Origin of the sequence: Bradyrhizobium jicamae (genome assembly GCF_018130215.1) — a bacterium.
Taxonomy (GTDB): Bacteria; Pseudomonadota; Alphaproteobacteria; order Rhizobiales; family Xanthobacteraceae; genus Bradyrhizobium; species Bradyrhizobium jicamae_A.
This window is the reverse complement of the sequence record NZ_JAFCKQ010000002.1, coordinates 389,894-416,673: the sequence shown is the minus strand read 5'-3', so window position 1 is coordinate 416,673 and position 26,780 is coordinate 389,894. Positions and strand designations below refer to the sequence as shown.

General features: G+C 64.7%; 24 protein-coding genes. 7 read left to right on the top strand and 17 right to left on the bottom strand.

Features of this window, described 5'->3' with window-relative positions:
* Position 1 precedes the first annotated feature (1 nt).
* The 11 genes from JQ586_RS04965 to JQ586_RS04915 all read right to left on the bottom strand — a co-directional run bounded on the left by JQ586_RS04965 (position 2) and on the right by JQ586_RS04915 (position 11,611).
* Positions 2-1,531 carry a hypothetical protein gene (locus tag JQ586_RS04965; RefSeq protein ID WP_312016927.1) on the bottom strand — a complete coding sequence of 510 codons (1,530 nt, stop codon included), beginning with the start codon at positions 1,529-1,531 and terminating at the stop codon, positions 2-4.
* A gap of 161 nt (positions 1,532-1,692) precedes the next feature.
* Positions 1,693-2,283: a UbiX family flavin prenyltransferase gene (locus tag JQ586_RS04960; protein WP_212393365.1), complete on the bottom strand. Its 591-nt coding sequence runs from the start codon at positions 2,281-2,283 to the stop codon at positions 1,693-1,695.
* 19 nt (positions 2,284-2,302) lie between these two features.
* Positions 2,303-3,961 carry a urocanate hydratase gene (locus JQ586_RS04955; protein ID WP_212393364.1) on the bottom strand — a complete coding sequence of 553 codons (1,659 nt, stop codon included), beginning with the start codon at positions 3,959-3,961 and terminating at the stop codon, positions 2,303-2,305.
* Positions 3,958-4,569 carry a glutathione S-transferase family protein gene (locus tag JQ586_RS04950; protein WP_212393363.1) on the bottom strand — a complete coding sequence of 204 codons (612 nt, stop codon included), beginning with the start codon at positions 4,567-4,569 and terminating at the stop codon, positions 3,958-3,960. Before JQ586_RS04950 ends, JQ586_RS04955 begins: the two co-directional genes overlap by 4 nt.
* Before the next feature lie 14 nt (positions 4,570-4,583).
* Positions 4,584-5,651, bottom strand: coding sequence for a DUF917 family protein (locus JQ586_RS04945; protein ID WP_212393362.1), 1,068 nt, complete (start codon positions 5,649-5,651; stop codon positions 4,584-4,586).
* Between the two features lie 30 nt (positions 5,652-5,681).
* On the bottom strand, positions 5,682-6,401 hold the full coding sequence (locus tag JQ586_RS04940; protein ID WP_212393361.1) for an ABC transporter ATP-binding protein: 720 nt from the start codon (positions 6,399-6,401) through the stop codon (positions 5,682-5,684).
* Positions 6,388-7,155: an ABC transporter ATP-binding protein gene (locus JQ586_RS04935; protein ID WP_212393360.1), complete on the bottom strand. Its 768-nt coding sequence runs from the start codon at positions 7,153-7,155 to the stop codon at positions 6,388-6,390. Before JQ586_RS04935 ends, JQ586_RS04940 begins: the two co-directional genes overlap by 14 nt.
* Entirely contained in the window at positions 7,152-8,000 is an 849-nt protein-coding gene (locus JQ586_RS04930) for a branched-chain amino acid ABC transporter permease (RefSeq protein WP_212393359.1), read from the bottom strand. Before JQ586_RS04930 ends, JQ586_RS04935 begins: the two co-directional genes overlap by 4 nt.
* The gene (locus tag JQ586_RS04925) at positions 7,997-8,866 is read right to left on the bottom strand and encodes a branched-chain amino acid ABC transporter permease (RefSeq protein ID WP_212393358.1); all 870 of its coding nucleotides are present in this window, start codon (positions 8,864-8,866) and stop codon (positions 7,997-7,999) included. The genes JQ586_RS04930 and JQ586_RS04925 overlap by 4 nt, the downstream gene beginning before the upstream one ends.
* 54 nt (positions 8,867-8,920) lie before the next feature.
* Positions 8,921-10,060 (bottom strand): ABC transporter substrate-binding protein, encoded by a 1,140-nt coding sequence (locus JQ586_RS04920; protein ID WP_212393357.1) that lies wholly within the window; start codon positions 10,058-10,060, stop codon positions 8,921-8,923.
* Positions 10,061-10,144: 84 nt separating this feature from the next.
* Positions 10,145-11,611 carry a UbiD family decarboxylase gene (locus tag JQ586_RS04915; RefSeq protein WP_212393356.1) on the bottom strand — a complete coding sequence of 489 codons (1,467 nt, stop codon included), beginning with the start codon at positions 11,609-11,611 and terminating at the stop codon, positions 10,145-10,147.
* A 102-nt stretch (positions 11,612-11,713) separates the two neighbouring features.
* Here JQ586_RS04915 and JQ586_RS04910 point away from each other — a divergent pair, with 102 nt between their 5' ends.
* Positions 11,714-13,597, top strand: coding sequence for a LysR family transcriptional regulator (locus tag JQ586_RS04910; protein ID WP_212393355.1), 1,884 nt, complete (start codon positions 11,714-11,716; stop codon positions 13,595-13,597).
* Here the strand turns inward: JQ586_RS04910 and JQ586_RS04905 are convergent.
* Together JQ586_RS04905 and JQ586_RS04900 are read right to left on the bottom strand one after the other, a co-directional pair.
* Positions 13,576-14,841 (bottom strand): Zn-dependent hydrolase, encoded by a 1,266-nt coding sequence (locus tag JQ586_RS04905; protein ID WP_312016935.1) that lies wholly within the window; start codon positions 14,839-14,841, stop codon positions 13,576-13,578. The two genes, JQ586_RS04910 and JQ586_RS04905, sit on opposite strands and share 22 nt — an antisense overlap.
* An 11-nt stretch (positions 14,842-14,852) precedes the next feature.
* Positions 14,853-16,205 carry a dihydroorotase family protein gene (locus JQ586_RS04900; RefSeq protein WP_212393353.1) on the bottom strand — a complete coding sequence of 451 codons (1,353 nt, stop codon included), beginning with the start codon at positions 16,203-16,205 and terminating at the stop codon, positions 14,853-14,855.
* A 274-nt stretch (positions 16,206-16,479) separates the two neighbouring features.
* Between JQ586_RS04900 and JQ586_RS04895 the strand changes: the two genes are divergently transcribed.
* From JQ586_RS04895 to JQ586_RS04885, 3 genes are read left to right on the top strand one after another with little or no spacing between them, the layout of a single operon-like run.
* Positions 16,480-17,271 (top strand): ABC transporter ATP-binding protein, encoded by a 792-nt coding sequence (locus tag JQ586_RS04895; protein WP_212393352.1) that lies wholly within the window; start codon positions 16,480-16,482, stop codon positions 17,269-17,271.
* Positions 17,268-18,128, top strand: coding sequence for an ABC transporter permease (locus tag JQ586_RS04890; RefSeq protein ID WP_212393351.1), 861 nt, complete (start codon positions 17,268-17,270; stop codon positions 18,126-18,128). Before JQ586_RS04895 ends, JQ586_RS04890 begins: the two co-directional genes overlap by 4 nt.
* Before the next feature lie 16 nt (positions 18,129-18,144).
* Positions 18,145-19,185 (top strand): ABC transporter substrate-binding protein, encoded by a 1,041-nt coding sequence (locus tag JQ586_RS04885; protein ID WP_212393350.1) that lies wholly within the window; start codon positions 18,145-18,147, stop codon positions 19,183-19,185.
* A 1-nt stretch (position 19,186) separates the two neighbouring features.
* Here the strand turns inward: JQ586_RS04885 and hutC are convergent, their stop codons facing one another.
* Complete coding sequence (hutC, locus tag JQ586_RS04880) at positions 19,187-19,924, bottom strand: histidine utilization repressor (protein WP_212393349.1); 738 nt, start codon at positions 19,922-19,924, stop codon at positions 19,187-19,189.
* Positions 19,921-21,279 carry a formimidoylglutamate deiminase gene (locus JQ586_RS04875; protein ID WP_212393348.1) on the bottom strand — a complete coding sequence of 453 codons (1,359 nt, stop codon included), beginning with the start codon at positions 21,277-21,279 and terminating at the stop codon, positions 19,921-19,923. Before JQ586_RS04875 ends, hutC begins: the two co-directional genes overlap by 4 nt.
* A gap of 116 nt (positions 21,280-21,395) precedes the next feature.
* Here JQ586_RS04875 and hutI point away from each other — a divergent pair, with 116 nt between their 5' ends.
* The 3 genes from hutI to JQ586_RS04860 are packed head-to-tail and all read left to right on the top strand — an operon-like array spanning position 21,396 to position 24,915.
* Positions 21,396-22,610 (top strand): imidazolonepropionase, encoded by a 1,215-nt coding sequence (gene hutI, locus JQ586_RS04870; RefSeq protein ID WP_212393589.1) that lies wholly within the window; start codon positions 21,396-21,398, stop codon positions 22,608-22,610.
* 34 nt (positions 22,611-22,644) lie between these two features.
* Positions 22,645-24,315 carry a urocanate hydratase gene (hutU, locus tag JQ586_RS04865; RefSeq protein WP_212393347.1) on the top strand — a complete coding sequence of 557 codons (1,671 nt, stop codon included), beginning with the start codon at positions 22,645-22,647 and terminating at the stop codon, positions 24,313-24,315.
* 6 nt (positions 24,316-24,321) lie between these two features.
* Positions 24,322-24,915 carry a HutD family protein gene (locus JQ586_RS04860; protein WP_212393346.1) on the top strand — a complete coding sequence of 198 codons (594 nt, stop codon included), beginning with the start codon at positions 24,322-24,324 and terminating at the stop codon, positions 24,913-24,915.
* On the opposite strand, the gene JQ586_RS04855 is transcribed toward JQ586_RS04860, so the two are convergent.
* Both JQ586_RS04855 and JQ586_RS04850 read right to left on the bottom strand, forming a co-directional pair.
* Positions 24,903-25,715, bottom strand: a complete 813-nt coding sequence (locus JQ586_RS04855) for a phosphate/phosphite/phosphonate ABC transporter substrate-binding protein (RefSeq protein ID WP_212393345.1) — start codon at positions 25,713-25,715, stop codon at positions 24,903-24,905. The two genes, JQ586_RS04860 and JQ586_RS04855, sit on opposite strands and share 13 nt — an antisense overlap.
* Before the next feature lie 24 nt (positions 25,716-25,739).
* Complete coding sequence (locus tag JQ586_RS04850) at positions 25,740-26,741, bottom strand: ornithine cyclodeaminase family protein (RefSeq protein WP_212393344.1); 1,002 nt, start codon at positions 26,739-26,741, stop codon at positions 25,740-25,742.
* Between the last annotated feature and the right edge of the window lie 39 nt (positions 26,742-26,780).

The window sequence follows — 26,780 nt, the reverse complement described above, 5'->3', positions numbered from 1 at the left end:
CTCAATGGCAGCAATGGTTCGTCCCGAGGGGTCTGACAGTGGTTCGGCACATGCAGGATGAATCGATCGGGATGTCTGCCAGCGCCGTCGCGACCTGCAATTTCGCCGAGATCGACGCCAGTTCGATCGTCTCGTTGCGGTATTCGAGGCATTCGGCCAGGCCACGAAGCGCCCAAATATTATCGGGGTGTTGCGCGCAACGTTGAATTTTCCCGCTCAAGCCCAAATCGTCCCGATAGATTTGCTCGGCTTCCGCGAAATTGCATTGCTCGGCCAACAGGGCCGCAAGCGCGTGCCGGGGCGGATGCATCCACGCCCAGGGCTCGACATACTCCAGGTTATCGTCCCGATCGACGGCCTCGCGAAGATTTGCGAAGGCCAGCTCATAGTTTCCCTGGTGATAATTCAACTCGCCGTCCAGCATCTTCTCGGCGACCCCCAGGATGCTCAGCGCACTGTTGTTGAAGACCTTCCGGTGCGGCGGAATGCGTGCAAGAGACTGATGGAAGGAACGACGTTCGGCCTCTGCCTCCGGAAATCGTTTCAGCGTCGCATGAGCAACCGCCTTCCCGTAGTGATGCATGGCCGTCGAAACGGGATAGAGGTCGGGGTCGTCGGGCGGCGGTTCGTCGATGATGTCTTGCCAGCGCCCGAACCGCACCAGCACGTGCATTCTCATCGAATGATACCCCTCGAGGCTCGTCGAAAACTTCGGACGGCCTGCAACACTCAAAACCTCCCTTGTGATCATGCCGCGAAGCTTGTCCGCCGTTGCGATCGCATCACCGTACCTGCCCATGAACATGCAGGCGTGCATCATGAGGAGGAGATCGTGCGCACATCCCGTCGTGTACGGTGTCAACGGTCCCGCATAGGCCAGGAATTTGTCGTTGGCCGCGATCGCCTTCTCGCTGGTCAGCCTGGCCCGCTCATAGTCCCCGACGAGCATGTAGACATGCGCCGGCATGTGATTGAGATGTCCGGCGTCTGGGCATAGCGAGCCGAGCGCCCCTGCCGAGGCCATCGCCCGCTCCGGTTCATTCGACATTTCAAGGATGTGGATATGCAGGTGCAGAAGCGCCGGATGCCTTGGAGCGCCTGCCCGCACGGCCTGTTCGATGCAACGCTCGCAAACATCAAGTGCTTCCATGACGTCCGAGTTCGGCGCGGGTGAGCCGGTTCGGACATCCCACAGGCGTCGCGGGGTGCGCGTAATCAACGCCTCCACGAACAATGCTGCGACATCGCCGTCATCGGAATGTCGCCGGTGGATCCTGCGCATCTCCGCCGCATAGGCATCGTCCCAGCGATCATACTCCTCGGGCACCACCGGGTGCGGCCTCTGGATGCGGCAGGCCTGTGCTTCAACGAGGCCATTTTCAAGCTCGGTTGCGCCATGCGCGAGCTCGCGAGCTTTCTGGATATGGGCGAACGTCGTACCGGTGGCGGCGACCGCTTCCGGTTCTCCGAGGTCGCGCCAGGTCAGATTGTAAAAGGGTCCACTGCCATAGGCGATGCCCCAATGCGCCATGACGCAATCGGGATCGAACTCGAGGGCCTTCCTGAAGCACTTGACGCCCTCCGACTTGTTGAAGGCGAAGCACCAGTTCAAGCCAGCGTCGAACCAGCGCTGCGCGTCGGGTGACGCCGTCGAGATCTTTCGCGAATGGCTGCCGAGGTTGAACCGGTCCATCAGGAATTCCGATCTTCGCCCCATCGGCGGACCACGCCGATATCGATGTCGAACAGGTCCAGCATCCGTCCCACCGTCTGGTCCACCATCTCCTCGATCGAGCGTGGTTTGGCATAGAACGCCGGGACCGGCGGCGCGACGATCGCGCCCATGTCCGACAGTGCCGCCATCGACCGGAGGTGGCCGGCATGCAGCGGCGTTTCCCGGACCATCAGCACCAGCCGCCGTCGTTCCTTGAGCGTGACATCCGCCGCTCGCGTCAACAGTGTCGAGGTCACGCCGGTTGCGATTTCCGACATCGAGCGGATCGAGCACGGCGCGACGATCATGCCAGTGGTACGAAACCCGCCACTGGCAATCGAGGCAGCCATGTCGTCGATGCGATGGACGGTGTGAGCGGCAGCCCTGACGTCGGCGATCTTCACCGCCGTTTCGTGCGCGAAGGTCACTTCGGCGGTCTTCGACATCACCAGATGTGTTTCGATCCCGGCGTTGCGGAGCAGCTGAAGTGTTCGCAGCCCGTAGACAACACCCGACGCGCCGGAAATGCCGACGATGAGCCGTCTCTGGGCAGGCACCGGTGCGCTCATCGGGCGTGACTCCCCGCTCTTACTCCGACAGACCCGGCGGTATGGTCTCCGACAGGCCGAACCGGCCGGCCTGCTCGATGGCGATATCATACCCGGCGTCTGCATGACGCAACACACCAATACCCGGATCGCCGTCGAGCACACGCTTCAATCGCTCGGCGGTATCGGGATTTCCGTCCGCGACAATGGTGAGCCCGGCGCTGACGCCCCGGCCGCCCAGCCCGTGGATGGCGACGAGATCGGCACCACTGGAGCAGTTCAAGAGCGCATTGAGAATGGGCCAATCGGCGATCGCATCGGACCCATCCTTCATGTTTTCAGTTTCGCGATGCGGCAGCGCTGCCGAGCCGGAATCGAGATGATCGCGGGTGAACGCGATTGGCGCCGAGATCTTGCCGTTGGCAACGGCCTCGTTGACCAGCAGCGCGAGCCGGCTGCGCTCGCCATAGCCAAGCCAGCCGATCCGGGCCGGCAAGCCGGTAAACTTCACATGTTCACGCGCCAACCTGATCCAGGATGAGATCGGGTGGTTGGACGAGAATGTGTCCAGGATCATGTCGTCGACCGTATAGATGTCCTGCGGATCACCCGACAGCGCGATCCAGCGAAACGGACCCATCCCCTGGCAGAACAGCGGTCGGATATAGAGATCGACGAAGGATCGCATCCGGAACGCATCCTCGACGCCCGCCGCCCTGGCCTCGGCGCGCAGGCTGTTGCCATACTCGAATGCGATCGCTCCCCGATCCATGAAACCGAGGATTGCGCGAAGATGGGTGGCGACCGACTGTCGCGCCAGGGCCATCAATTTCGCCGGATCCTCCTGCCGCATCGCGCGCGCCTGCGCGACCGACAATTCCGCAGGGACGTATCCCTTCAAGGGATCCGGATAGGTCTGGTCCGTCACGACGTCAGGGACGATGCCGCGCCGCGCCAGTTCCGGCAGCACCGCCGCCGAGTTCGCGCACAGCGCCAGTGCCAAAGGCTGTCGCGCGTCTCGCGCTGCAAGCCAGCGTGCAATCGCATCGTCGAGATCGTCCGTCGTCGCATCGCAATAGCCGCTGGCGATACGCCGGTCGATCCGCACCTGATCGACCTCGACCACGAGCGTCGAGGCGCCGGCGAGTTTTCCGGCCAGCGGCTGCGCACCGCTCATTCCTCCGCAACCCGATGTCAGCAGCAGCCGACCGGCCAGCGTGCCGCCAAAATGCTGCCGGCCGACGGACATGAAGGTCTCGTACGTGCCCTGCAGGATGCCTTGGCTGCCGATATACTGCCACGCAGCGGCGGTCATGCCGGGGTAGACCGTCAAGCCCATGTCGTCGAGCTTGCGCCGGCTCTCCTCGCCGCTCCAGTCGCCGACAATATTGCCATTTGCCATGATCACGAGCGGCGTCGTCGCCTGCCCCGGGAACACCCCGATCGGCTTGCCCGATTGCATGACGAGGGTCTGATCCTCGCGCATGGTCGTGAGCGTCGCAACGATGCGGTCAAAGCTCTTCCAGTCGCGCGCTGCGCGGGCAATCGACATATAGATCACGAGATTGTCGGGAGCCTCGCCATTCTCCAGGTTGTTCTCCAGCATGCGCAGGATCGCCTCCTGCCGCCAGCCTTTGCAGCGCAGCGCGGTGCCGCGCCCGGCCTTGACGTCCTTGCCACGGCGCACAGGGATGTTCATGCGTCTGCCTCCTCGACCAACGGCACCCAGCCAGGCTGCGCCTTCACACGCGCAAGCCATGCGGCGATCGACCGGAATCGTTCCATCTCGTAGCCGCCTTGATGCGCCATCGATACGTAGCCGAACAGGCCGATATCCGCGATGGTGTAGCGATCGTCCACGAGCCAGTCGTGGCCCGAGAGCCAGGCGTCGGCCTTCGCCAGCGCCGGATAAGCGCCTTCCTGAAAGTCGGCGATACGGCTTGCCATCTGATCGGCGACGCCGCGCATGCGATAGAAGCGCGGGAGTGCCAGCGCCCGCAGCAGGTCCGCCTGTTCGAAGGTGAGCCAGCTCGTCACCTCCGCGCGCAGAAAGCGGTCATCCGGCAGGAAACGGGTCCCCTCCGCGAGATACAGCATGATGGCAGCCGACTCGACGATGGTGCGGCCGTCATCGAGTTCAAGCACCGGCACGCGCGCGAAGCGGCTCTTGGCGCGGAACGCCGGATCGGCGGTCGCCCCCTTGGCGAGATCGAGCGTGACGCGCTCGAATGGGAGACCGAGCTGCGTGAGCAGGATGCGGACCTTCCAGGCATTTCCGGACAGACGGCTGTCGTAAAGACGCAGCATGTTCGTTCTCCCGCTCAGAGATATGAACGCATATCGACACCCATGGCCTTTTCGACTTCGGGAAACACCGCGGGGTCGAGGGCACCCTTCCCGACCGGGAACTTGGAACGGTGGGCGATGATGACCGCAACATGCGTGCCCGGTTTCGATTCCGAGATCGAGATCACGTCGCCGGTCTCTGGATCGAGTGTCCCGATCATGTCCGGGAAGGTCGCGACACGCTGGCCTTCGACATCCGCGGTCATGAACTCGTTATAAACGCCAAGCACGGCTTCACCGCGGGTGCCCCGGACCTTCATCTGGCCGAGATCGAAGCCGCCACCATAGGCAACCGTGTTTTCGGTGACTTCACCCTCGACCAGAAGCTCGCCGTCGAGAAATTCGACCGTGGCGCGGATGCGATCGGCGCCGCTTGCCGCCAGCATGGCTCGTCCAAGATCGAGCTGGAAGGTGATGGCGCCCGGCGCGCCGTTCTCCCTGATGTAACCGGCGCTCAGTGGTCCCCGCGCAGCGTAAATCAGGCCGCCATTGATCACCGCCGCCTGCCGCATCAGATTCGAGGTGCGCACGATGTCTCCGTCGACGACGACGGCAAATTCGTTGTTCTCCGCCTTGCTGCCGCTGCAGCCGACCTGGGTGATCGAAAGATCGAGCCGCGACGCAAGCCCCATGCCGCCCATCTTCACCGTCGGATGACCGCGCCCGTTCGAGGCGGCGTCGACATAATCGAGCCCAAGTGCGGCAGCAACAAGCCAGGCATTGAACCCGGGCACGTGACCGCAGATCACGCCGACCGGCGGCCTTTCAAATCTCTCGATCAGGCGCCTCGCTGCATTGATGCTGTCGCGCGGCCGGATTGCCCAGTTGGCAAAGCCGGGCGCGCCGACCGCGGTCGCCGTGATGACAGTCGCGTCCGGGTCCAGTTCGTCGATACCAACCAACCGCACGCCGCCATAGTCGAGCGCCATCTGGCCGAGCCCGCGGTTCTTTGCAACGGCGTTGCGACCACTGCCGCCCGCCGACAGGAACAACCCGCCAACAAGCCCCGCCTCGACGTCATCCCCTGTCAGCATCCGTGCCATGTCTCTTCCCTGTTGCGCACCTTCGACTGCCTATGATCGGCCTGGCTGGTTCATGCCGAGGAACGTTGCAAACAGCGAACCCGCCGCCTTCGCTTCGCTCCCGGTGCCCTGGTAGATCTGGACACCCGACGACATCACGCAGACATTGTCTGCAACGTCGAGAGCGCGTTCCGTGTTCTGCTCGACCAGGACGATGGTGATACCGTCGCGCTTGAGCTGCATCAGCGCGCCCAGGCACAGATCGACCATCTTCGGCATCAGGCCGAGCGACAACTCGTCGACCAGCAGAAGCCGCGGTTCGGCCATCAAGGCCCGACCAATCGCCAGCATCTGCTGTTCACCACCCGACAGCGATCCCGACAGTTGCGACCGCCGCTCGGCCAGCCGGGGGAAATAGGAGAATACGCGCTCGCGCTTGGCCGCGTCACGCATGTGCGGATGCGCATAGCCGCCAACCGTAAGGTTCTCATCCACTGTCAGATCCGAGAACAGCTGCCGCCCTTCGGGCACCACGGCGATACCGAGATCGACCCGATCGACGGCGCGGCGCCGCGTAATGTCCTTGCCGTCGAGCAGGATCCGGCCGCCGTGAATATCGACATGACCCATGACCGCCATGATTGTCGACGTCTTGCCGGCACCATTCGGTCCGAGTAGCGCGAAGATCGATCCGGCCGGCACGTCAAGGGTCACGTCCCGAACCGCTTCCACGGCGCCATAGCCACAGCTCAAGTGATCAAGCTTCAGCATGCGCCATCATTCCACTTCCGACATAGGCTTCCTGGACGGCCGGGTTGGCCATGACCTCCCATGGATCGCCGTCGCCGATCACCACACCGTTGTTCAGCACGATCAGGCGGCGGCAAACCCGCATGACTTCCTCGAGATTGTGCTCGACGAGGACCACCGTGATGCCGCGCCGATGGACCTCCATGATCGTCTCCACCTGTCTCGATGCCTCCGCATGGTTGAGACCTGCGAGCGGCTCGTCGAGCAGCACGATCTTGGGGTCGACGGCAAGGGCCCGTGCCAGTTCGAGCCGTTTGAGCTGGCCGAGCGGAAGCTCGCCCGCCAGCCTGCGCTCGGTGCCGGTCAATCCGACCGAGCCGAGGATTTCCATGGCCCGCTCGGCTTCCCGTCGCCTGCTGACGTGCAGAAGCGCGCGCAGCGGTCCGGACGTATAGCCGATGCCGGCGGCAAGAATGACGTTGTCGAGCACGGTCATCTCGCGGAACGGACGGACGATCTGGTGGGTCAGCGCGAGACCGGCACGAACGCGCGCCGACGTCGACTCGCCTGTCACATCGGAACCGCCCAGCATCACCTTGCCGCGATCCGGCCGCAACAGTCCGGCGATGATGCGAATGAGCGTCGTCTTGCCGGCGCCATTCGGTCCGATCAGGCCGACGAAATCGCCGGCGTCGACGGTGCGCGTGACGCCACCCACGGCCTGCACCCCTCCGAACCGGATCGCGACATCGTCGAGTTCGAGGACCGCGCTCATGCCTTCCTCGTCCGAGCGAACAGATTGTGGACCAGCGCTGCAAGACCACCGGGCGCCAACCGGATCACCAGCACGAGCATCCCACCGAAAACCAGCAGCCGATAGTCGTTGACGAAGCGGATGGCCTCCGGCAGCAGCGTCAGCCCGACCGCGGCGGCGACGACGCCCCAGGTCGAGCCTATGCCCCCGATCACGACCATGGCCATGAGCATGACGGAGAGGATGAAGTCGAAAGCGTCGACCGTGATGAACTGGGTGAAGAACGCGTAGAGCGCTCCGGCGAGACCGGCGAGCGCAGTCCCGATCCCGAACGCCGCCAGCTTGTATGCGCCGGCGCCGATCCCGAGCGTCGCAGCGGCCTGCTCATCCTCCCCGACGGCGCGGAACGCAAACCCCATCCAGGAGCGACTGACATACAGGCTGAAGACGACAGTGGCGCAGGCCAGAAGCAGAATCATGATCATGTTGCCGGACGCGCCGAACCCTGTCGGCGGAATGCCGCTGATGCCCATCTCGCCGCCAAGCCACGACTGCTTTCGAACAAAACCGACGAACAGAAAATTGACCCCGATCGTCGAGACGGCGAGGAAATCGCTCCGCACCCGCAGCGAGGCAAAACCGACCAGGATGCCGAGCACGCTACCGGCGACGACGCCCGCGAGCAGCGCCAGCGGCACGCTCGCGGTCGCGACCATGGCCAACGCCGCCGCATAGGCGCCGGCCCCAAAGAACGCTCCGTGACCAAGGCTGATCTGGCCACAAAAGCCGCTGATCATGTTGAGGCTGACGGCCAGGATCACGTTGATGCCGATGATCGAGACGATGCTGATCGTGTAGGCGCTCATGCCGTGCGCGCCCCCGTGAAACCTTGCGGGCGGATCATCAGCAGGACGATGAGCGCGAGAAACGCGATTGCGTCCCGATCGAGCCAGGCGCCGATGAAGATCGTGCCATAGGCTTCGACAAGGCCGAGCACGAGGCTGGCCACCAGCGTCCCGCGCACACTGCCGAGCCCTCCCAGCACGATGATGGCCAGCGCCTTGTAGCTGACGACGAAGCCGATCGAGGGATCGACGAGGTTGTTGAGCAGGGCGACCAGCCCGCCGGCTACGGCGGCAAGCGCCGAACCGATCGCGAAATTGAGATAGCGAACCTTGACGGGGTCGACGCCGAAGCTCGCCGCGATCTTCGGCCTCGACACCGTCGCACGCCAGCCGAGGCCGGTACGGGTCCGGGTGGTAAACAGGTGCAATCCCGCAAAAACGACCGCGGCCGTCACGATGAGCGCGATCTGCACGGCGCTGATCGTGACACCGTGGAAATCGAACGTGGTGAAGGAGAGCGCATTCTGACGAAAGGTCACGCCCTGCTCCCCGAACATGATGCGGAACGCGTCCTGCATCAGCACCAGGAGTCCGACCGAGGCGATCATCGGAACGTCGGGGCGATACCGCAGCAGCGGCTCGTACAGCAGACGATAAATCGCAATTCCGAACAGCGGCGTGACGATGACAGCGGCGAGAAAACCAAGCGCGATGCTGCCGGTCGCGTTGGCCACGAGGACGACGACATAGGCACCCAGCGCGAACACTGCCGCGTGGGCCACGTGCAGAATGCGCAGCAGGCCGTAGACGAGGGTCAGGCCGACCGACATCATGGCGTACATGCAGCCGAAGCTGACGCCGGTCACGGCCAGATCGATGTAATACACCGGATTGGTCCTCCTGGTGGGAGCGCGAGCCCCGAGGCCACACTCCCGCCTTCGTCACTTCTCTGGCGGCGCGAACGCGTTCAGATCGGTGATGCTGCCGGCGGGCGTGAACTTGCCGCCTTTGATCTCATTGACCTGAATCGGCATGATCATCTCGTGCAGGCTGTTGAAGCCGTTCATGTTGCCTTCGAGCAGCGGGAAGTCCTTGGTCGCTGCCAGCGCGTCGCGCACCTTGTCGGGCTCAGCGCTGTTCGCACGCTTGATGCCGTCGGCCATCAGCCGCACCGCCGAGTAGGTGATTGCGGCGACCCCCTCCGGCGCGTAGCCGGCGCGCTGCTTGAACTCGGTGAAGAATTTCTGCAGCGCTTCGTCCTTGCGGTCACGATCGAAGCTGTCGATGATATAGGTGCCCTCCGCCGCGGGCCCTGCGATCTCGATGAACTTCTCGGAATCGAAGGCCTGCGAGCCGATGATCGGGACGGTTATCCCGGCTGCGCGAAGCTGCGCCACCAGCGGGCCTCCCGTAAAGAAATAGCCGGTCGCGTAGACGCCGTCCGGATTGTCGCGCTTGACGCTCGCCACGATCGAACCGAACTGGCGATCCTTCAGCGAATAGCTGTATTTGTTGACGACCTCGACGCCGTATTTGGGGGCGGCCTCGATGAAACCATCCATCGTCGCCTGCCCATAGTCGTTGTCCATGGTGATGGTGGAGATCTTCTTGAGCCCCAGAGTCTTGCCGATATAGAGCGCGGTGGCGGCACCCTGCGGCGGTCCAAGATGCACGAGGCGGAACATGTAGTCGCCCGCACGCGTGATATCGGGATGCACGCCATAGGCGGCGATCATCACGACGCCGGCCTTCTGGAACACGGGCGCCGCGGCGCGTCCGGATGCCGAATAGCTGCCGTTCACCACGAGCTTGACGCCGTCCTCGCCGATCAGCTTGTTTGCCGTGAAGATGGCCTGGTCGGACTTGGCCTGGTCGTCATACGTAACGAGTTGCACCTTCTGCCCGAGCACCCCTCCGGCGGCATTGATATCCTCGACCGCCATCCCGGCGGCTATCTGCGCCGATTTGCCGTCGGTCGCCGCAGGACCGGTCAACGGCGCCTGGAATCCGATCTTGACGTCGGCTCGCGCAGGGGACGCGGCGAAAGTCGCAAGGACGACGAGGCCGGCGAGACTGGACAAGCTACCTGCAGCTAGCGCTGACAGCCTGCGGTTCCGTATCAACATGGCTTTCTCCGCGAAAATGAAGGTTGTTCGTTGCCGTCCCTAGATGAGCTTGTGCCGGCGGAGGATATCCCGGGCGCTCGCCAGCGCCGCGGCTGGTGGTCGCGCCGGATCCCAATCGTCGCGGTCTTCTTCCCGGCGCGTTGCATCGACGCCGAGCTTGGTAATGGTTCCGCCTCGTTCGAGCGGTTCGGAGCGATCCGCGCGGACACCCGCTATCACGACATGATCGCGATCCGGCCGCGAGCGCGTCGCGCAGGCTCGTTCCACCTCAAGCGGATTCCAGGGATCGACGTCGTCGTCGACGACGATCACCTGCTTGATCAGGTTGACGGCCGCCCAGACCGCGAACATCGCCTTGCGCGCCTCGCCCGGGCGCGGCGCGCTCAACGCCACCACGGCATGCAGGCGACCGGCGCCGCCCACGCCAACCGCGACCTCGCGCACCGACGGCACGGCGTTGCGTACCACACGATGCAGTCCTGCCGCGATCGCGACCCCGCCGAGCAGGCAATGCTCGGGATGATAACCCGGCAGGATGACCTGAAAGAGCGCGTCTTGCCGGCGCGTCAGCCGCGTAAACGTCGCGACGATACCGGCCCCGTAGTTTTCGTACATGCCATGGAATTCGCTGACCGCACCCTCGACAAAGGGCTCGCCGGCATCCAGCGTTCCTTCCAGCACACACTCGCAATGCGCCGGCACAAGGAGATCGGATTGCGTACAACGGACCACCTCCAGCGGCTCTCCGAGCAAAGCGCCTGCAATCGGAAGCTCGTCGTCGCCGAAACCGAGGTAGAGACATGCCGCGATCAGCACTGCCGGGTGGTTGCCGATACATACGGCAATATCGAGTTTCTCGCCGCGAGCGAGTGCCGCGCGCGCAAGGAGGGCAAGATGATGATTGGGTGCGATGCCGACAAACGCCCGGTTGGCTCCGAGCGGCATCAAGCGCGCGATCGACAGATTGGTCTGCCCGCTCACCCGGTCCCTGGCGACGATCGCGCCCGCCGTGATGTAAGGTCCGGCTTCCTTCTCGAAGAAGCGCGGAACTGGTAGTTCGTCGAGCAACGACGGCATGGAAATGATCTGCTCCTGGCAAGGAGCCGTAGAGATGATTCGATGCGGCAACGGCTGCTCGATCGCGGCGATCAGCGCAGCTTGCATCTCCCCCGTCGTGCTGCCCATTCCAAGCGCAAAGCGTGGCAGGGAATTGAGCAGATTGCCGACAATCGGCAAAGCCGCGGCCGCGGAGCCTTTGACGTCCTGAAACTGCAAGGCCGGGCCTCCATCGGCCTCGGCAAGGCAGGCCGCGACGTCATAGTCGAGATTGACGGCTTCCTCGATGCGGACCAGGTCGCCTGTTTCGGCGAGCATGGACAAAAACGCGCGCATGGACTGCCTGGAAGCGGCTCCCGCAGGCTGCACCTTGTCCTGTGCGTGCAATTCCATCTCGCTCCAGCGCCCGACGTGGACGATATTCCCGGCGTCGATCATATCGGTGGACACCGCAGCGTCCATCGGTCTATCGATCAAACCAGCACATAGGGAAAAGCGAAAGCCGGTGACGCCGACCAACCGGGCAGTTATGCTGCCGCGACATGAGGCCCGATGGTTGAGCTGCGCACCCTTGCCTATTTCGTGACGAGCTGCAGGGCGACCAGCTTTGCACGCGCAGCCGACGAACTCGACATCGCCGTCTCCACGCTGAGCACGACGCTGAAGGCGCTTGGCGAGGAGCTTGGCGTCACCTTGTTCAGGCGCTCAAACAACACGCTCTATCCGACCGAAGCGGCTCGGACGCTGATGCGCGCCGCCGAGCCGCTGCTGGTCGCCGAAACGTTCGCGCGTCGTCATGTCGCTGCGTCCGCCGAAACGAGGCTCCGGCATCTCGTTGTCAATGTCCATCTGACGTTCACGATCGGCGGGGTCAGCAAGGCCCTTCGTCTTGCGATCGACAGGATGGCGGTCGAGCGGCCGGATACCTTCGTCGACCCGCAATGGAAGGACGAAAGGGATTTTCCGCACGTCACGACGATCGCCGACGACTGGAGCGGGCTCGACCGCAGCCAGGTCACGATAGCGTTGAGCGACGCCGCCCAGCGTAAGACGAGGCACGAAATCGTGGTGCTGTCCGACCCGTGGGTCTTTGCGCTTCGACTGCCCGCCAGCACGCGCAAGGCGCCTGGCGCTGCCGAACTGCTGTCCGGCCGGATCGTCGTTCCCATGCTCGCCGCTCCGCTGGTCGAGCAGGCCGATCGCTATTTCAGCCGGCACAAGATCACGGGGGTCCGCTTTCTCAACGATCATCCGGGCGATCTGCCACGCACCCTCGACGACTATGCCGATGCCGCCCTGTTCGTGCCGCGCAGCCTGATGTCGCCGCGGCTCGGGCTCTCCAACGTCGTTCTGGTCGATCCCGAACACGGATTGACCATGGAACTCGTTGCCCGGTCTGCCGAACCGAACCCCATGACAAACCTGTTTGTCCGTCACCTGAAGCGCGCGCTCGCGGCTGAACGGCCGGGACGCCCGGAACGGCCGGTCATCAGCCTTCGCCAGATCCACTATTTCAACCTGATTCACCGAGTGCGCCGGGTCTCCGCCGCGGCGCGGGGCGCCAACATCAGCCAGCCTGCCCTCAGCGAGCAACTGCACAAGCTCGAGAAGTCGGTCGGTGGAGCCTTGTTCGAACGCAAGGGCGACGGCGTCGTGCCCACCACGAAGGGCGATCGCTTTGCACGCTTCGCAACCATGATCGAAGCCGGCTCCCGTCGCCTGTCGGCAAGCGATCACAGTGCAACGCTAGCACAGGGACGGCGCATCGTGGTCGGCATCCTGCCGTCGGTCAACCAGCACGGCTTCCTGGTCAATCGCATTGCGGACGCCGCCGTCGAAATCCGGGCGCGTTATCCGGCCCTCAAGCTGGTGTTCCAGGAGGCCCCCAACGGCACCTTGCAGGACTGGGTGATCCGCGGTCTTGTCGGGGTCGCGGTGGTCGAGACGGCGCTGCCGCACATGCCGCGACTGCCGCTCGGCTCGTCGGAAGGCCTCGCCGCGATCGCGCACAGATCGCACCGGCTGCTGCCTGGCGGCCCCGTTCGACTTGCCGACCTGATCCGGCTCAAGCTGGCGCTCCCGACCAACCGCTTCGGCTTGCGCCAGCTGCTGGAGAACGCGGCCGTCGAACGCGACCTGAAGATCCAGCCGGTCATGGAGATCGACGCGCTGCCGATGGCGGTGTCGCTACTGGCGCGCCTGCCCGTCTGCACGGTGCTCCCCGCCTCGGCGGTGGCGCGGGAGATCGAGAGCGGCGATCTCGTCGCTCATCCGATCATAGAGCCCACGATCGCGCGGCGTCTCTACGTGATCTATTCCGGAGAGCGGACCTTGAGCGAGCCGGAACGCGGCCTTGTCAATATCTTGCGACGAAGATTGTCGGAATCCCAGGCCGCTGACCAGGACGGGGCCGATCAGCGCCGTTGCAGGGACTGATCGAGCGCCTTGACCGCCTGAAGGATCACCGCGGCGCCCGCAGCGACAGCGTCCTGATCCGCCCACTCTTCCGGCGCATGACTTTTTCCCGCCCGGCACGGCACAAACACCATCGCCGAGCGACAAATCCGGCTCATGAAGGCCGCATCATGGCCCGCGCCGCTCGGAAGATCGGTCTGAGCGAGGCCAAGATCTCGCGCGGCGTCACGCAGCAACGCCTGCAATCCCGGATCGCACGCAACCGGTGGGCCGTCCGAAAGCGTGGTAAACGCGCTGCGCCGAACCCGCGCCGCTGTCGCGGCCGCTTCGCTCTCGTGATCGAGCGCCGCGACGAAACGCTTGGTCAGCGCCGGATTGGTGGTACGCGCATCGACGACAATAGTGCAGCGGCCGGGCACGATGTTCGATGCCGACGGCTCGACCCCGAGAATGCCGATCGTGGCAATGAAATAGCCCAAGCCTTCGCTGTCGAGTTGTTCGGCGATACGGCGAACGGCGCTGACCGTGCTGGCGGCCGCCACCAGCGCATCGTGACGCAATTGGAGCGGCGTTGTTCCCGCGTGGTCGGCCTCGCCCTCGAAGATGATCTCGAGACGGCGGATGCCGACGATCGACGACACCACGCCGATGTCCAACGATTGCGATTCGAGCACAATGCCCTGCTCGATATGCAGTTCGAGGAAGGCGAGGATGTCGCTCCGTCGCGCCCCGGGGAGCCGGTCAGGGTCGCCGCCGACCCGCCGCAGGGCGTCGCGAAGCTTCTCACCGCCCGGCTCGACCAGATCGAGCATCCTGTCGTCAAGCGAACCCGTCATGCCGCGGCTGCCGACACAGGACAGGCCGTATTCGCTGGGCTCTTCGGCCAGGAAATCGATGATCTCGAGCGAGTGGTCCAGGCGCGCGCCGGAATCGCGCAATGCGCGGGCGATTTCCAGGCCGGTCGCCACGCCCGCGATGCCGTCGAAGCGACCGCCTGACGGTACGGTATCGCTGTGCGAGCCCACCGCGATGACACCGAGTGCCGGGTTGCGGCCTTCAATCCGACCGATCAGATTGCCGGCGGTATCGATCCGGGTCGTCAATCCGGCCTCGGCAAAACGTCGCGCAAGCCAGCTGCGGCCTTCGAGGAACCGGGTCGTGAATGACCTGCGCGTATACGGCCGAGCCGGATCGGTGATGTCTGCAAGCGCCATGATGTCGGACCACAGGCGCCCGGCATCAAGCGGAAGATTGGATTTCGTCACGGACCCGCCAGTCAATGCGGACGCAAGGGGCTGATGAACCGGCCGGTGCCCGGTCCGGCAAGCACGTCCCCGTTGGCCGCGACGCATTCGCCCCGAACATAGGTCTCGATGACGCGGAACGGCAGCTCGATCCCTTCGTAAGGGCTCCACGACACGAAATTGTTGCCGCTGGCCGCTGCGCTGTAGCGGTAGGGATCACGCCGCATCAACACGATGTCGGCATCGCGACCGATCTCCAGCGCTCCCTTGACGTGAGTGATCCGGAACAATGCCGCCGGATTGAGCGCGAGCAGGCGCGCGGCATGTGTCAACGGCAGACCGCGCTCGTCGAGCCCCTTCAGGAGCAGGCCGTAGAGCGCTTCAAGCCCGGGAATTCCCGATGCGTTCTTCAACATGTTCGGATCGGTCTTGCGGTCTTCCGACCAGCTGACATGGTCGGTTGAGACGATCGTGACGTTCCCGGCGGCGAGATGATGCCAGAGCGCGTCGACCTCCTTGCGGGGGCGCAGCGGCGGATTGATCTTGGCCTTGCCGCCGAGGCGACGGACATCGTTCTCTTCATCGAGCGTCAGATAGTGAACGCACGCCTCGATCGTCGCACCATGCCCCTGCGAACGATAGGCTGCGGCAAGCTCGTATCCGCGCCCGATCGAGCAATGCACAATGTGTACGGGACAGCCGGCTGCGGCACCAAGCTCATAGACCTCCGCAGTCGCGAGCGCCTCCGTCACCGGAGGCCGCGACAGGCCGTGCGCGGTGTAGTCGGTGATCCCGCTGGCCTCGACCTCGGCCATGAAGGCGCGCACCATCTCGTCGTTCTCGTTGTGAATGCCGGCGACCAGGCCGCGCTTTCCGACCTTGCCGAAACACGCGTACAGCATTTGCGGCGAAATCCGCGGAAAGCGCGTCGGATGCGTGCCGAACGTCGAGAACTTGAATGCCGCGGCACCCGCATCGACCAGTTCGTCCACCCGCGCGGCCCCCTCGACCGGATCGACCGTGGCATAGAGCGCAAAGTCGACACGTGCTTGCGCGCCCGCTTCCTTGACCTTGGTGCGAAAACGCTCCGCCGTCGCGATCAGACAATTGTCGTCGTAGGGCATGTCGACAATCGTGGTGACGCCGCCGGCGGCCGCGCTACGCGTCGACCAGATGAAGTCTTCCTGTCCAAGCTGGCTGCGGCTGTGCACCTGCGCATCGATGGCGCCGGGCAGCACGAGAAAGCCTGCACCGCCGTGCCGTTCGCCGGCGGGCATCGCACCGGAGCCGACCGCCTGAACCTTGCCATCGCCGACCAGAACGTAACCATTGTCGATCACGCGGTCGGGAAGAACGATCGTGCCTGCAAAAACCGAGTCAGCCATTGCTTCTCTTCATTGGTGGTCTGCGGTGTCTGCCGAGACGCTTGCTGCCGTGAGGTGACGTCACGTTAGACGAAGGTCGCGAGCGCGCCTAACCTGGAACGGCCGAAGCTGCCGATAGGAAAAACCAAATATCCGCAGCTCGTGCCCGAGGCGCGGGACGCAAGAGACTGAACACGCGTTGAGCAGCGCAGAGCAAAATCTCCGCATCGATCCCGGCTTGCCCGTTCCTGCGGCTTCGATTATGTATAGACATGTTCGGACGAGGATAGCCGGCATGAGCGACCGCCTACTTGCCTTCGACGGAATCGGGCAGGACTTTCCTGCCCCCGGCACGAAGGCCAATATTCGTGTGCTTGACGGGATCAGCTTCGATGTCGACCGAGGCAAGTTTGTCGCGGTGATCGGTCCCAGCGGATGCGGCAAGAGCACGCTGCTCCAGATGGCCGCGGGTCTCCTGATACCGACCCGCGGCGCGGTCCATCATCGCGGGCGCACGGTCACGACGATCAACACCGAAGTCGGTTTCGTGCCGCAGCAGGCGCAGCTGTTTCCGTGGAAGACGCTGGCGGAGAATGTCGAGCTTCCGCTCCTGTTTCGAGGCGTCGCGGCCGGCGAGCGAAGACAGCGGGTCGCGGACGCTCTGGGCGCCGTCGGACTGAAGGGCTTCGAGCAGCATTTCCCGAACCAGTTGTCCGGCGGCATGCAGAAGCGCGGTTCGATCGCTCGCACACTGGTCTATCGACCCGATATCATCCTGATGGACGAGCCGTTCGGCGCCCTCGATGCGCAAACCCGCATGGTCATGCAGAGCGATCTGCAGACCCTGTCGATGGAAGCCGGCGCAACCGTCATCTTCGTCACCCATGACATCACCGAGGCCGTCCTGCTGGCCGACCACGTCGTCGTCCTGAGCCAGCGGCCGTCGCGGCTGCTTGCCAATATTCCGATCGATCTGCCGCGGCCGCGCAACATGTTCGAGCCGTTCCGCAATCCGGCTTTCGAGGCAGCCTATGATGCGGTCTGGACCGAATTCCGTTCGCAGATCGATATCGGACGCGTTCATTGACCGAAAGCAAGCCGATGACCGAGATGACCTATGATGCCACCGACGGCGGGACGGCGCCGCGCCGTTCCATCTCAGCTCGCGCGGCGAAGCCGCTGCAATGGTTGTTGAAGCTGCTGCCTGGAATTGCCCTGCTCCTGTTCTGGCAATGGGCCTCCGGTCGGCTGATCAGGGAAATCTATGTCAGCAAGCCGACTGCCGTGGCCGCGCGGCTCTACGAGTTGTTCGCGTCCGGCGAAATCTATCCGCATCTGTGGACCACCGGCCAGGAGCTGGTGCTCGGCTACGTGATCGGAGTCGCAGGCGGCGTCCTGGGCGGCTACGCGCTCGGCCGCTCGCCGCAGCTGGCGCGCATTTTCGAGCCCTATGTGATGGCGTTCTACGGCATACCGAAGATCGCCCTCGCGCCGCTCTTCATCATCTGGTTCGGAATCGGGATGGGATCGAAGATTGCGCTCGCTTCGATCATGGTGTTTTTCCTGGTCTTCTACAACGTGTTCGCCGGCGTGCGCAGCGTCGACCGCGAGCTTGTCAATCTCACGCTGGTGATGGGAGCGAACCAGCGTCAGCTCACCTATCATGTCTTCCTGCCGGCAGCGGCTCCGTTCGTGATGCTCGGCATGCGCCTTGCCATTCCCTATAGCGTGATCGGCGTGATCGTCGGCGAATTCACCTCGTCGGCGCAGGGGCTCGGCCTGTTCATTCACGAGGCATCGTCGACCTACGACCCCGCCGGCGTCTTCGCCGGGATCGTCATTCTGCTCGCCTTCGTCGGCACGGCCAATCTTCTCGCCGGGCGTCTGGAACGCCGGCTGTTGCGCTGGCGTTCGCTCTCGGGCTCCGGCCCGATCGACATCTGAGACTACGGAGACGTCCATGCAAACCTTGATGGCACTGGCAAAGATCATAGTCGTCGGAGCTGCGCTTGCCTTGCTGCCGGGTCCGGCCCGGGCGCAGCAGGCGGTGCGGATCGGGCTTGGCGCTCCGACCCTGAGCTTCCTTCCGATCTGGTCGGCCCGGGCGCTGGACACGTTCAAGACGCAGGGTTTGACGGCGAACGTGGTCGCGTTGCCCGGCGGCGATCCCTCGGCGCTGGCGGCCCTCGATGCCGGTGACATCGATCTGGCCGCAGTGGGTCCCGATTCGATGCTGCGGGCGGCGGCCAAGGGCCAGCCGTTCGAGATCGTTTATTCCCTGATGTCGAAAGTCACGCTGCAGCTCGTCGTCTCACCTGCCCTGCTGGAGCGCACCGGCGTGAAGGCCAGCGATCCGCTCGACAAGCGGCTTGCCGCCATCAAGGGAACGCTCGTCGGCGCCACCGCGCTGGCCGGCGCCCAGGAGATTGCCGCGCGCTGGCTCGCCGCCAAAGGTGGCCTCGATCCGAAGAACGATCTCAAGGTCGCGCAGGTCGGCAACCCGACCGCGATCCAGGCGGCCCTCGAAGCCAAGCGGATCGACGCGTTTGTGCTGTCGCCGCCGGAAGGCTATCTGGCCGAGAAGGCGGGCTCCGGCACCGTGCTGGTGTCGCTTGGGGACGACTTTCCGTTGCTCGCGAACCAGCCCTACCTCGTTCTCGCCGCCAAGAAGCCTATCAGCGCCGCCACCGCCGATCTCATCACCAGGACCGCCAAGGCGCTGCAGGATGCGAGCGCCGCGGCGGTCGGCAAGCCGGACGACACCGCCGCCGCGATCCAGAAGCAGTTCTTCGCCAAGGCGGATCCGCAGGCCATCGCAGTCGCGCTGAAGGCGATGAGCAGCGGTGTCGCCGAGGGCGGCAAGATCGATGTCGAGAGCATGCAGAATGCGCTGACTTTCGCGCGGGAAGTCGGCACCAATTTCGGCAAGGATTTCGACGCGAAGGCGTCGGAGAACGATCTGTGGACCAACCGTTTCGTCGATGCCGCGAAAGGCAAATGATCTAGCTGCTCGGCGTGAAGCGCGCCGTCAGGTCGTAAAGCGGACCGGGATGGATGAGGCGGACCGCAGTGATCGGCTCGCCGCTTCGCCAGGTGCGGCGCTCGATGATCAGGCAGGCGGCCCCTTCCTCGATGTTGAGCTCCGCTGCCAGCGTGCTATCGGCATTGCCGGCCGAGATGCGATGCTCGGCCTCCGTCCACGGCACATGATCGACCAGCCACGTGCTGGGCGGCACGATCGAGAAATCCTGGTCGGCCGCCGCCGGCACCGCATCCAGGTTGAGGATGCGGTCCTCCAGCGCAAAAGGTTGCCTGGCGGCATCGTGGCGGCACCTCAGAGCCAGCACCGGCGTTCGCGGCCCGAGGTCGAGCCGCGCCTTGTCGTCACGCGTGGCCTGGCGCTTCTGCCGCTGCAGCAGCGTATAGCCGTAGCGTTCGCCTCGGTTCTCGACCTCGGCCTTCAAATCCGGAATCTGCAGGACCGCCGAATGCACCTTCGGCCGCGACACGAAGCTTCCGGCACGTCGCCGGCGCTCGACCAGCCCCGCGGCCGCGAGCCCCGACAGCACCTTGTTTACCGTCATGCGCGCGCAGGAATAGGTGTTCATCAGCTCGTGCTCGAACGGCAGGCGATGGCCCGGCGGCCACTCGCCCGACATGATCCGGCCCTCGATGTCGCTGCGGATCCGCTGATAGAGCGCGACGCCGCCACCGGCGTCCCGTTTCGATGTGGCCTTCATGCGGCGAGCAATCCCTGCAGCCTGCGGCGGAAGCCGGCTGCAACCGACTCTGCCTGATGGTGTCTGCCGTTTGTCACAACCTTGCGCCCGGATGTCCAGACGCAGTCCACGGCAGAGCGGGCGCTGGCGAAAATCCAGCCGTCGAGCAGCGCATCGTCGGAACGACCGGCCAGCGCCAGGTTCTCGGCATCGAGGCTGACGATATCGGCCGCAAGGCCCGCGGCGAGGCCGCCGGCAACACCAAGAGCCTGCGCCCCGCCGGCGAGCGCGCCATCGAACAGTGCGCGTCCGGTCGAGGAGCTCGGCGTCGAGGTCATGACGTTGCGCGCCCGGTGCCTGAGGCGTTGCGAATATTCGAGTTGACGCAGTTCGTCCGCGACAGCGATGAGCACGTTCGAGTCCGTGCCAACGCCAAACCGACCGCCGGCGCCGCGGAACATCGCTGCATTGAAGGTACCGTCGCCGAGATTGGCCTCGGTCACCGGACAGAGCCCCGCGACCGCGCCGGTTGCAGCCATCGCACGCGTCTCGTCGTCGGTCATGTGGGTGGCATGCACCAGACACCAGCGACGATCCACCGCCGCGTGATCCAGCAGCCATTGGACCGGCCGGAGGCCACTCCAGGCAAGGCAATCCTCGACCTCCTTCGTCTGCTCGGCGACATGGACGTGGACTGGCCCGGCTTCCGCCAGCGGCAGGATGGCGGCCAGTTCCTCGGGCGTGACCGCACGCAACGAATGGGGCGCGACGCCGACCAGTCCGCCATCACAGGCAGCCACCGCGCGCCGCGACGCTTCCATCAAGCGTGCAAACCGATCGACATCGTTCACGAAACGCCGTTGTCCATCGTCCGGTGCGCGGCCACCAAATCCGGCGTGGGCGTAGAACACCGGCAGCAGCGTCAGGCCGATGCCGCTCGCTTGTGCCGCAGCGACGACACGTCCGGCCAGCTCGGCGATATCGGCATAGGGGCTGCCCGATGCATCGTGATGAATGTAATGAAATTCACCGACCCGCGTGAACCCGGCCTCGAGCATCTCGACATAGGCCTGAGCCGTGATCGCCTCGACGTCCTCGGGGGTCATGCGGGCGACGAAGCGGTACATCAGGTCGCGCCAGCTCCAGAAGCTGTCGGACGAGGCGCCGCGCGTTTCGGTCAGGCCCGCCATGCCACGCTGGAAGCCGTGGCTGTGCAGGTTGGGCAAGCCCGGAATTCCGGCCATGTGGCGCTCGTCGGCGTCGGTCGCTGCAACGCCGGTCTGGATGGTCGAAATCCGTCCCCCGGCGATCGATATCAGCACATCGCGTGACCATCCGTCCGGCAACAGGGCTTGCTTGAAATGCAGCTGGGGCAATCTGGTCTCCGGCATTGACGAGAAGCTGGACAGCACGCGTCAGCAATGTAATATGTATAGACAAATAGCGCCCCGGTGCCAAGCGTCGAAGCAGAGGATTGCAGGCTCCCCTCGTCATGAATGTCGCCGATCGTGTCTGGCATCGCTGTCGCCTCGCCACGCTTGCCCCACAACGCGAGGGCATCGGCGTCGTCGAAGACGGCCTGATCGCAGCCAGGGACGGTGTCATCGTTTATGCCGGCCCGAGGGCGGATGCGCCCGCTGGGCTTGGTCCGGCACAATGGACCGATTGCCATGACCGATGGATCACGCCCGGCCTGGTCGACTGCCACACCCACCTCGTCTATGGCGGCAGCCGGGCCGAGGAATTCGAGCTCCGGCTTGCCGGCGCGAGCTACGAGGAAATCGCGCGGCGCGGCGGCGGGATCCTCTCCACGGTCAGGGCAACGCGTGCCGCAAGCGAGGACGAACTCGTGTCCGGCGCGCAACGACGCCTCGACGCGCTGATCGCGGAAGGCGTGACAACGGTCGAAATCAAGTCCGGTTATGGGCTCGAGCTTGCGACCGAGCGCCGCCAGCTTCGCGCAGCGCGACGGCTTTCCACCGACAACCCGATGACGGTGCGGACATCGTTCCTCGGCGCCCACGCACTGCCGCCCGAACGCGCCGGCGACTCCAGCGCCTACATCGCCGATGTCTGCGACATGATCCCGCGCCTTGCCGCCGAAGGCCTGGTCGATGCCGTCGATGCGTTCTGCGAGACGATCGCCTTCTCGGCAGACGAAACCGCGCGGGTGTTTGCGCGGGCCAGCGACTGCAATCTTCCCGTCAAGCTCCACGCCGACCAGCTCTCGAATCTCGGCGGCGCGGCGCTCGCCGCGCGGTTCGGCGCCTTGTCGGCGGATCATCTCGAATATGCCGATGAGGCCGGCATCGCGGCCATGTCGAATGCGGGCTCCGTCGCGGTGGTGCTTCCGGGCGCCTACTATTTCCTTCGCGAAAAGCAGGCTCCGCCGATCGAGCTGATGCGCACGCACCGTGTACCGATTGCGCTGGCGACCGACAGCAACCCCGGCTCGTCTCCGCTGACCTCGCTGTTGCTGACCATGAACATGGGTGCGACACTGTTCCGCCTGACCGTTGACGAATGCCTGGCTGCTGTCACGCGCGAGGCCGCCCGCGCTCTCGGCCTGTTCGACGAGATCGGAAGCCTCGAGGCCGGCAAGCGCTGCGACCTCGCCATCTGGGACATCGAACGCCCTGCCGAGCTGGTGTACCGGATCGGCTTCAATCCATTGCACGCACGCGTCTGGCGAGGCCAGATCACATGATTTTCCGGCTCCCACCATCACTGGACCTGTTCCCATGACTCGTATCGACAATGCGCGCGTCGTTCGTGCACCTCGTGGCCCGGAGCTTTCGGCAAGGAGCTGGCTCACGGAAGCGCCGTTGCGCATGCTGATGAACAACCTCGATCCCGACGTTGCCGAGAAACCCGGCGAACTGGTCGTCTATGGCGGCATCGGACGTGCCGCGCGTGACTGGGAGAGCTTCGACCGGATCGTCGCCACGCTGCGCCGCCTCGAGGGCGATCAGACGCTCGCGATCCAGTCCGGCAAGCCGGTCGGCGTTTTCCGCACCCATGCCGATGCGCCGCGCGTGCTGATCGCAAACTCCAATCTGGTCCCGCACTGGGCGACGTGGGAGCATTTCAACCTGCTCGATCGCAAGGGCCTGATGATGTACGGCCAGATGACGGCCGGCTCATGGATCTACATCGGCAGCCAGGGCATCGTTCAGGGGACCTACGAGACCTTCGCCGAACTCGGACGCCGTCACTACGGCGGCAATCTGACCGGCAAATGGATCCTGACGGCGGGTCTTGGCGGCATGGGCGGCGCGCAACCACTGGCCGCCGTGATGGCAGGCGCGTCCTGTCTTGCCGTCGAATGCCAGCCGTCCCGCATCGAGATGCGGATGCGCACGCGCTATCTCGATCGCCAGGCCACCGATCTCGACGAAGCGCTGGCAATCATCGGGGAGGCCGGCAAGACGGGCAAGCCGGTTTCGGTCGGCCTGCTGGGCAACGCGGCGGACATTTTCCCGGAGCTGGTCCGGCGCGGGGTCAGGCCCGATGCCGTGACCGACCAGACGTCGGCGCATGATCCGGTGAACGGCTATCTGCCCAGGGGCTGGACGATTCACGAATGGCAGTCGCGTCGCGAAAGCGATCCGAAGGGCGTCGACCGCGCGGCGCGCGCGTCCATGGCCGAACACGTCCGCGCCATGCTCGACTTCCACCGCATGGGGATTCCCGTCGTCGACTATGGCAACAACATCCGCCAGATGGCGCTCGAGGAAGGCGTCAAGGACGCGTTCGATTTCCCCGGCTTCGTGCCGGCCTATATCAGGCCGCTGTTCTGCCGCGGCATCGGCCCGTTCCGCTGGGCCGCCTTGTCGGGTGATCCCGAAGACATCTACCGCACCGACGCGAAGGTGAAGGAGCTGATGCCGCATGATGCCTCGCTGCATCACTGGCTCGACATGGCGCGGCAGCGCATCGCCTTCCAGGGCCTGCCGGCGCGAATCTGCTGGGTCGGCCTCGGCGACCGTCATCGTCTCGGCCTCGCCTTCAACGAGATGGTCGCCCGTGGTGAGTTGAAGGCGCCGATCGTGATCGGTCGCGATCATCTCGATTCCGGATCGGTTGCCTCGCCCAATCGCGAGACCGAAGCGATGCGCGACGGATCGGACGCGGTGTCGGACTGGCCGATGCTGAACGCCCTGCTGAATTGCGCCGGCGGCGCGACCTGGGTGTCGCTGCATCATGGCGGCGGAGTCGGCATCGGCTATTCGCAGCACGCCGGCATGGTCATCGTCTGCGACGGCACTCCGGAGGCGGCACGACGCGTCGAGCGCGTGCTGTGGAACGATCCGGCCAGCGGCGTGATGCGGCATGCCGACGCCGGCTACGAGCTCGCGATCGAATGCGCGCAGAAGAACAATCTCGACCTGCCGAGCCTCGGCGGACGATAGCTTGCCGTGAAGATCGTTCGCGCCGGCGAGTGCAAGACCACGGCCTGGAAGAACGGCGGCGGGTCGACCACCGAAATCGCCGCCGCGCCGGCCGGAGCGTCGCTGGACAATTTCGACTGGCGCGTCAGCATGGCCCGCGTCGCCTCCGATGGCCCCTTCTCCGAGTTTGCCGGCATCGACCGCACGCTTGCAGTGGTGAACGGAAGCGCCTTGTCGCTCACCATCGGAAAGGCCGCGCCGATCGTGCTCGACCGTCACTCCGACCCGATCAGTTTCGCCGGCGACACCGCGACGTCAGCACGGCTGGCTGCAGGCGAGATCACTGACCTGAACGTCATGACCCGACGTGGACGATTCACGCATCGACTGCTGCGAATCCGGGAATCGCGGCAATGCGACTTCGACGACCACGACATCGCGCTGGTCCTGGCCTGCTGCGGAAAACTCGAGCTGACATTCCTGCAAGAGAGCGTAACCCTGATCGAGGGTGATGCCGCAATCCTCACGCCTGCAGGCAATGCCGCCTTCCAGGTTGCTCCGGAGCTGCCTGCGGACGGCTATGTCGTGCTGCTGCGCGAATGCCGCAGTCAGGCGGGTTGAGGATATCCGGCCGCGCGCGCCTCGGCGTCCCACCGCAGCATCAGGCCATAATCGTCGAGAGCGGGAGGAGCGAATGCGTCGAGGCAAAGCTGGTCCCGCAGCTTCGCGCACGCCGGCGCGGTCGCAAAGGTTGCGAGAGCTGCCCGCAGGGGCGCGACGATCTCGTCGGGACAGCCCGGAGAGGCAACCAGGAATGGAATCGGTGCCGGATCGGTGACGGCAACCACCCTGATCTGCGATCCGAGCTCCGGCTGATGGTGCAGCATCAGGTCCAGAGCGTAGCCGTCGAGCGGGCCGACATCGATATCACCGGCAAGCACGGCGTCGATAACCCGCCGTGGCGTCGTCAACGGACCGATGCTTTCGCGATAGAGCTTCGCGCCGCGCCGCCGGAAGTACGGCAGAAGGTGATGCCGCAATGCATTGTAGCCGGAGTGCGAATCCGGAACGGTGTAGCCGAGGCGTCCGCCGAACGTGTCCTCGATGGCGTGGAAATCCGACTGCGCCCGAACCACGAGACAGGTTGCATAGACCGGCCGGCCCGCGATCGGGGCCCTCGCCGGTATCGGCGCCGCGACCGGCCGCAACCGCTGCGGTCCCAGCATGAACGGAAATCCGCACATGAAGGCACAAGCGAGATCCTCACGCGACCAAAGGTCCGCCAGGGGAAGCGGAAAGGCATGATCGAGAATGTCGAGGTCGACGCCGCTTGCCTGCGCAAGCCAGCCAAACAGTTCCTTCCAGGCGGCGGCCGCCGGCGGATTGACCGAGTACATTCGTGCGTTGGCGACGAAGCCCATGTCCGTATGCCTCGGCCTTTCCGCTCAGGCAAAGCGCAGGCGCTGCCCTACTCCGATGCGCTCGGCCTTCTCCAGCATCGCATGTCCGAGCGCGATATCGGACAGCGAAAGCCCGCGGTGCCAGAGCAGATTGGTCTCGGCGTCGCTCTCGCGGCCCGGCTTGAGGCCGGCGACGATCTGCCCGAGCTCCGCATGGAGCGTCGCCTCGGAGAGCTTGCCCGCTTCGACATGGGCACGGAGGCTGCCGAACTTGCCGGCCTTGCACTGGCCCCAGTCGTCGACCACCAGCTTGGACATGAGATCGGTCAGCGACAACTCGATCGCGCTCATTGTCCCGTAGGGAACGACGAAGGCTCCCTTCTTGATCCATTCGGTCTTCAGCATCGGTGTCGGCTTGTCGAGCCGGGAGGCCTCGACCACGATGTCGGCGCCTTCGACGCAGGATTTCCAGTCTTCCGTCGCCACCACCTTCTTGCCGAGATCCCGGCTCAGCCGTTCGGCGAAGCTGTTGCGGCTCTCCTCGCGGCGCGAATGCACGCGGATCTCTTCGAAATTGAACAGACGATCGAGCAGCCGGACGTTCCAATAGGCTGTCCCGCGCGCCCCGATATGGCCGAGCACCCTGGAGTTCTTGCGCGCCAGGTATTTGGCACCGATCGCCGTGACGGCCCCGGTCCGCATGTCGGTAATGCCGCTGGCATCCATGATCGCCATCGGCGCGCCGGTGCGCGGATCGAACAGGGCCAGGATGCCAAGCTCCGAATGAAGCCCGAGCTTGTAGTTGTCGACGAAGTCGCCAACGATCTTGACGCCGGCCCTGTCGATGGGCGGCTTGATCGCCCCACGCAGCACGTTGAAATGGCCGTTGGCCGCCCCGGGCTCGAGGTGGACCCGCGGTTCGATGACCGTATCGCCCCGTCCCTGCGCTGCCAGGCTCGTTTCGATCGCGGCGAGAATCTCGTCGTCGGTGATCTCCAGCTCTTCGATGTCGAGCCGGTTGAGATAGGCGATATAGATCGGCGGCATACAGGCGTCTCCGACAGAATATGTCTATACATAAGCTGC

What these genes read in the sequence shown, in the direction of transcription:
- JQ586_RS04965 (WP_312016927.1), bottom strand. Translation starts at nt 1,531, where the DNA reads ATGGCGCATTGGGGCATCGCCTATGGCAGTGGACCCTTTTACAATCTG.
- JQ586_RS04960 (WP_212393365.1), bottom strand. Translation starts at nt 2,283, where the DNA reads ATGAGCGCACCGGTGCCTGCCCAGAGACGGCTCATCGTCGGCATTTCC.
- JQ586_RS04955 (WP_212393364.1), bottom strand. Translation starts at nt 3,961, where the DNA reads ATGAACATCCCTGTGCGCCGTGGCAAGGACGTCAAGGCCGGGCGCGGC.
- JQ586_RS04950 (WP_212393363.1), bottom strand. Translation starts at nt 4,569, where the DNA reads ATGCTGCGTCTTTACGACAGCCGTCTGTCCGGAAATGCCTGGAAGGTC.
- JQ586_RS04945 (WP_212393362.1), bottom strand. Translation starts at nt 5,651, where the DNA reads ATGGCACGGATGCTGACAGGGGATGACGTCGAGGCGGGGCTTGTTGGC.
- JQ586_RS04940 (WP_212393361.1), bottom strand. Translation starts at nt 6,401, where the DNA reads ATGCTGAAGCTTGATCACTTGAGCTGTGGCTATGGCGCCGTGGAAGCG.
- JQ586_RS04935 (WP_212393360.1), bottom strand. Translation starts at nt 7,155, where the DNA reads ATGAGCGCGGTCCTCGAACTCGACGATGTCGCGATCCGGTTCGGAGGG.
- JQ586_RS04930 (WP_212393359.1), bottom strand. Translation starts at nt 8,000, where the DNA reads ATGAGCGCCTACACGATCAGCATCGTCTCGATCATCGGCATCAACGTG.
- JQ586_RS04910 (WP_212393355.1), top strand. Translation starts at nt 11,714, where the DNA reads ATGGTTGAGCTGCGCACCCTTGCCTATTTCGTGACGAGCTGCAGGGCG.
- JQ586_RS04900 (WP_212393353.1), bottom strand. Translation starts at nt 16,205, where the DNA reads ATGGCTGACTCGGTTTTTGCAGGCACGATCGTTCTTCCCGACCGCGTG.
- JQ586_RS04895 (WP_212393352.1), top strand. Translation starts at nt 16,480, where the DNA reads ATGAGCGACCGCCTACTTGCCTTCGACGGAATCGGGCAGGACTTTCCT.
- JQ586_RS04885 (WP_212393350.1), top strand. Translation starts at nt 18,145, where the DNA reads ATGCAAACCTTGATGGCACTGGCAAAGATCATAGTCGTCGGAGCTGCG.
- hutC (WP_212393349.1), bottom strand. Translation starts at nt 19,924, where the DNA reads ATGAAGGCCACATCGAAACGGGACGCCGGTGGCGGCGTCGCGCTCTAT.
- hutI (WP_212393589.1), top strand. Translation starts at nt 21,396, where the DNA reads ATGAATGTCGCCGATCGTGTCTGGCATCGCTGTCGCCTCGCCACGCTT.
- hutU (WP_212393347.1), top strand. Translation starts at nt 22,645, where the DNA reads ATGACTCGTATCGACAATGCGCGCGTCGTTCGTGCACCTCGTGGCCCG.
- JQ586_RS04855 (WP_212393345.1), bottom strand. Translation starts at nt 25,715, where the DNA reads ATGGGCTTCGTCGCCAACGCACGAATGTACTCGGTCAATCCGCCGGCG.
- JQ586_RS04850 (WP_212393344.1), bottom strand. Translation starts at nt 26,741, where the DNA reads ATGCCGCCGATCTATATCGCCTATCTCAACCGGCTCGACATCGAAGAG.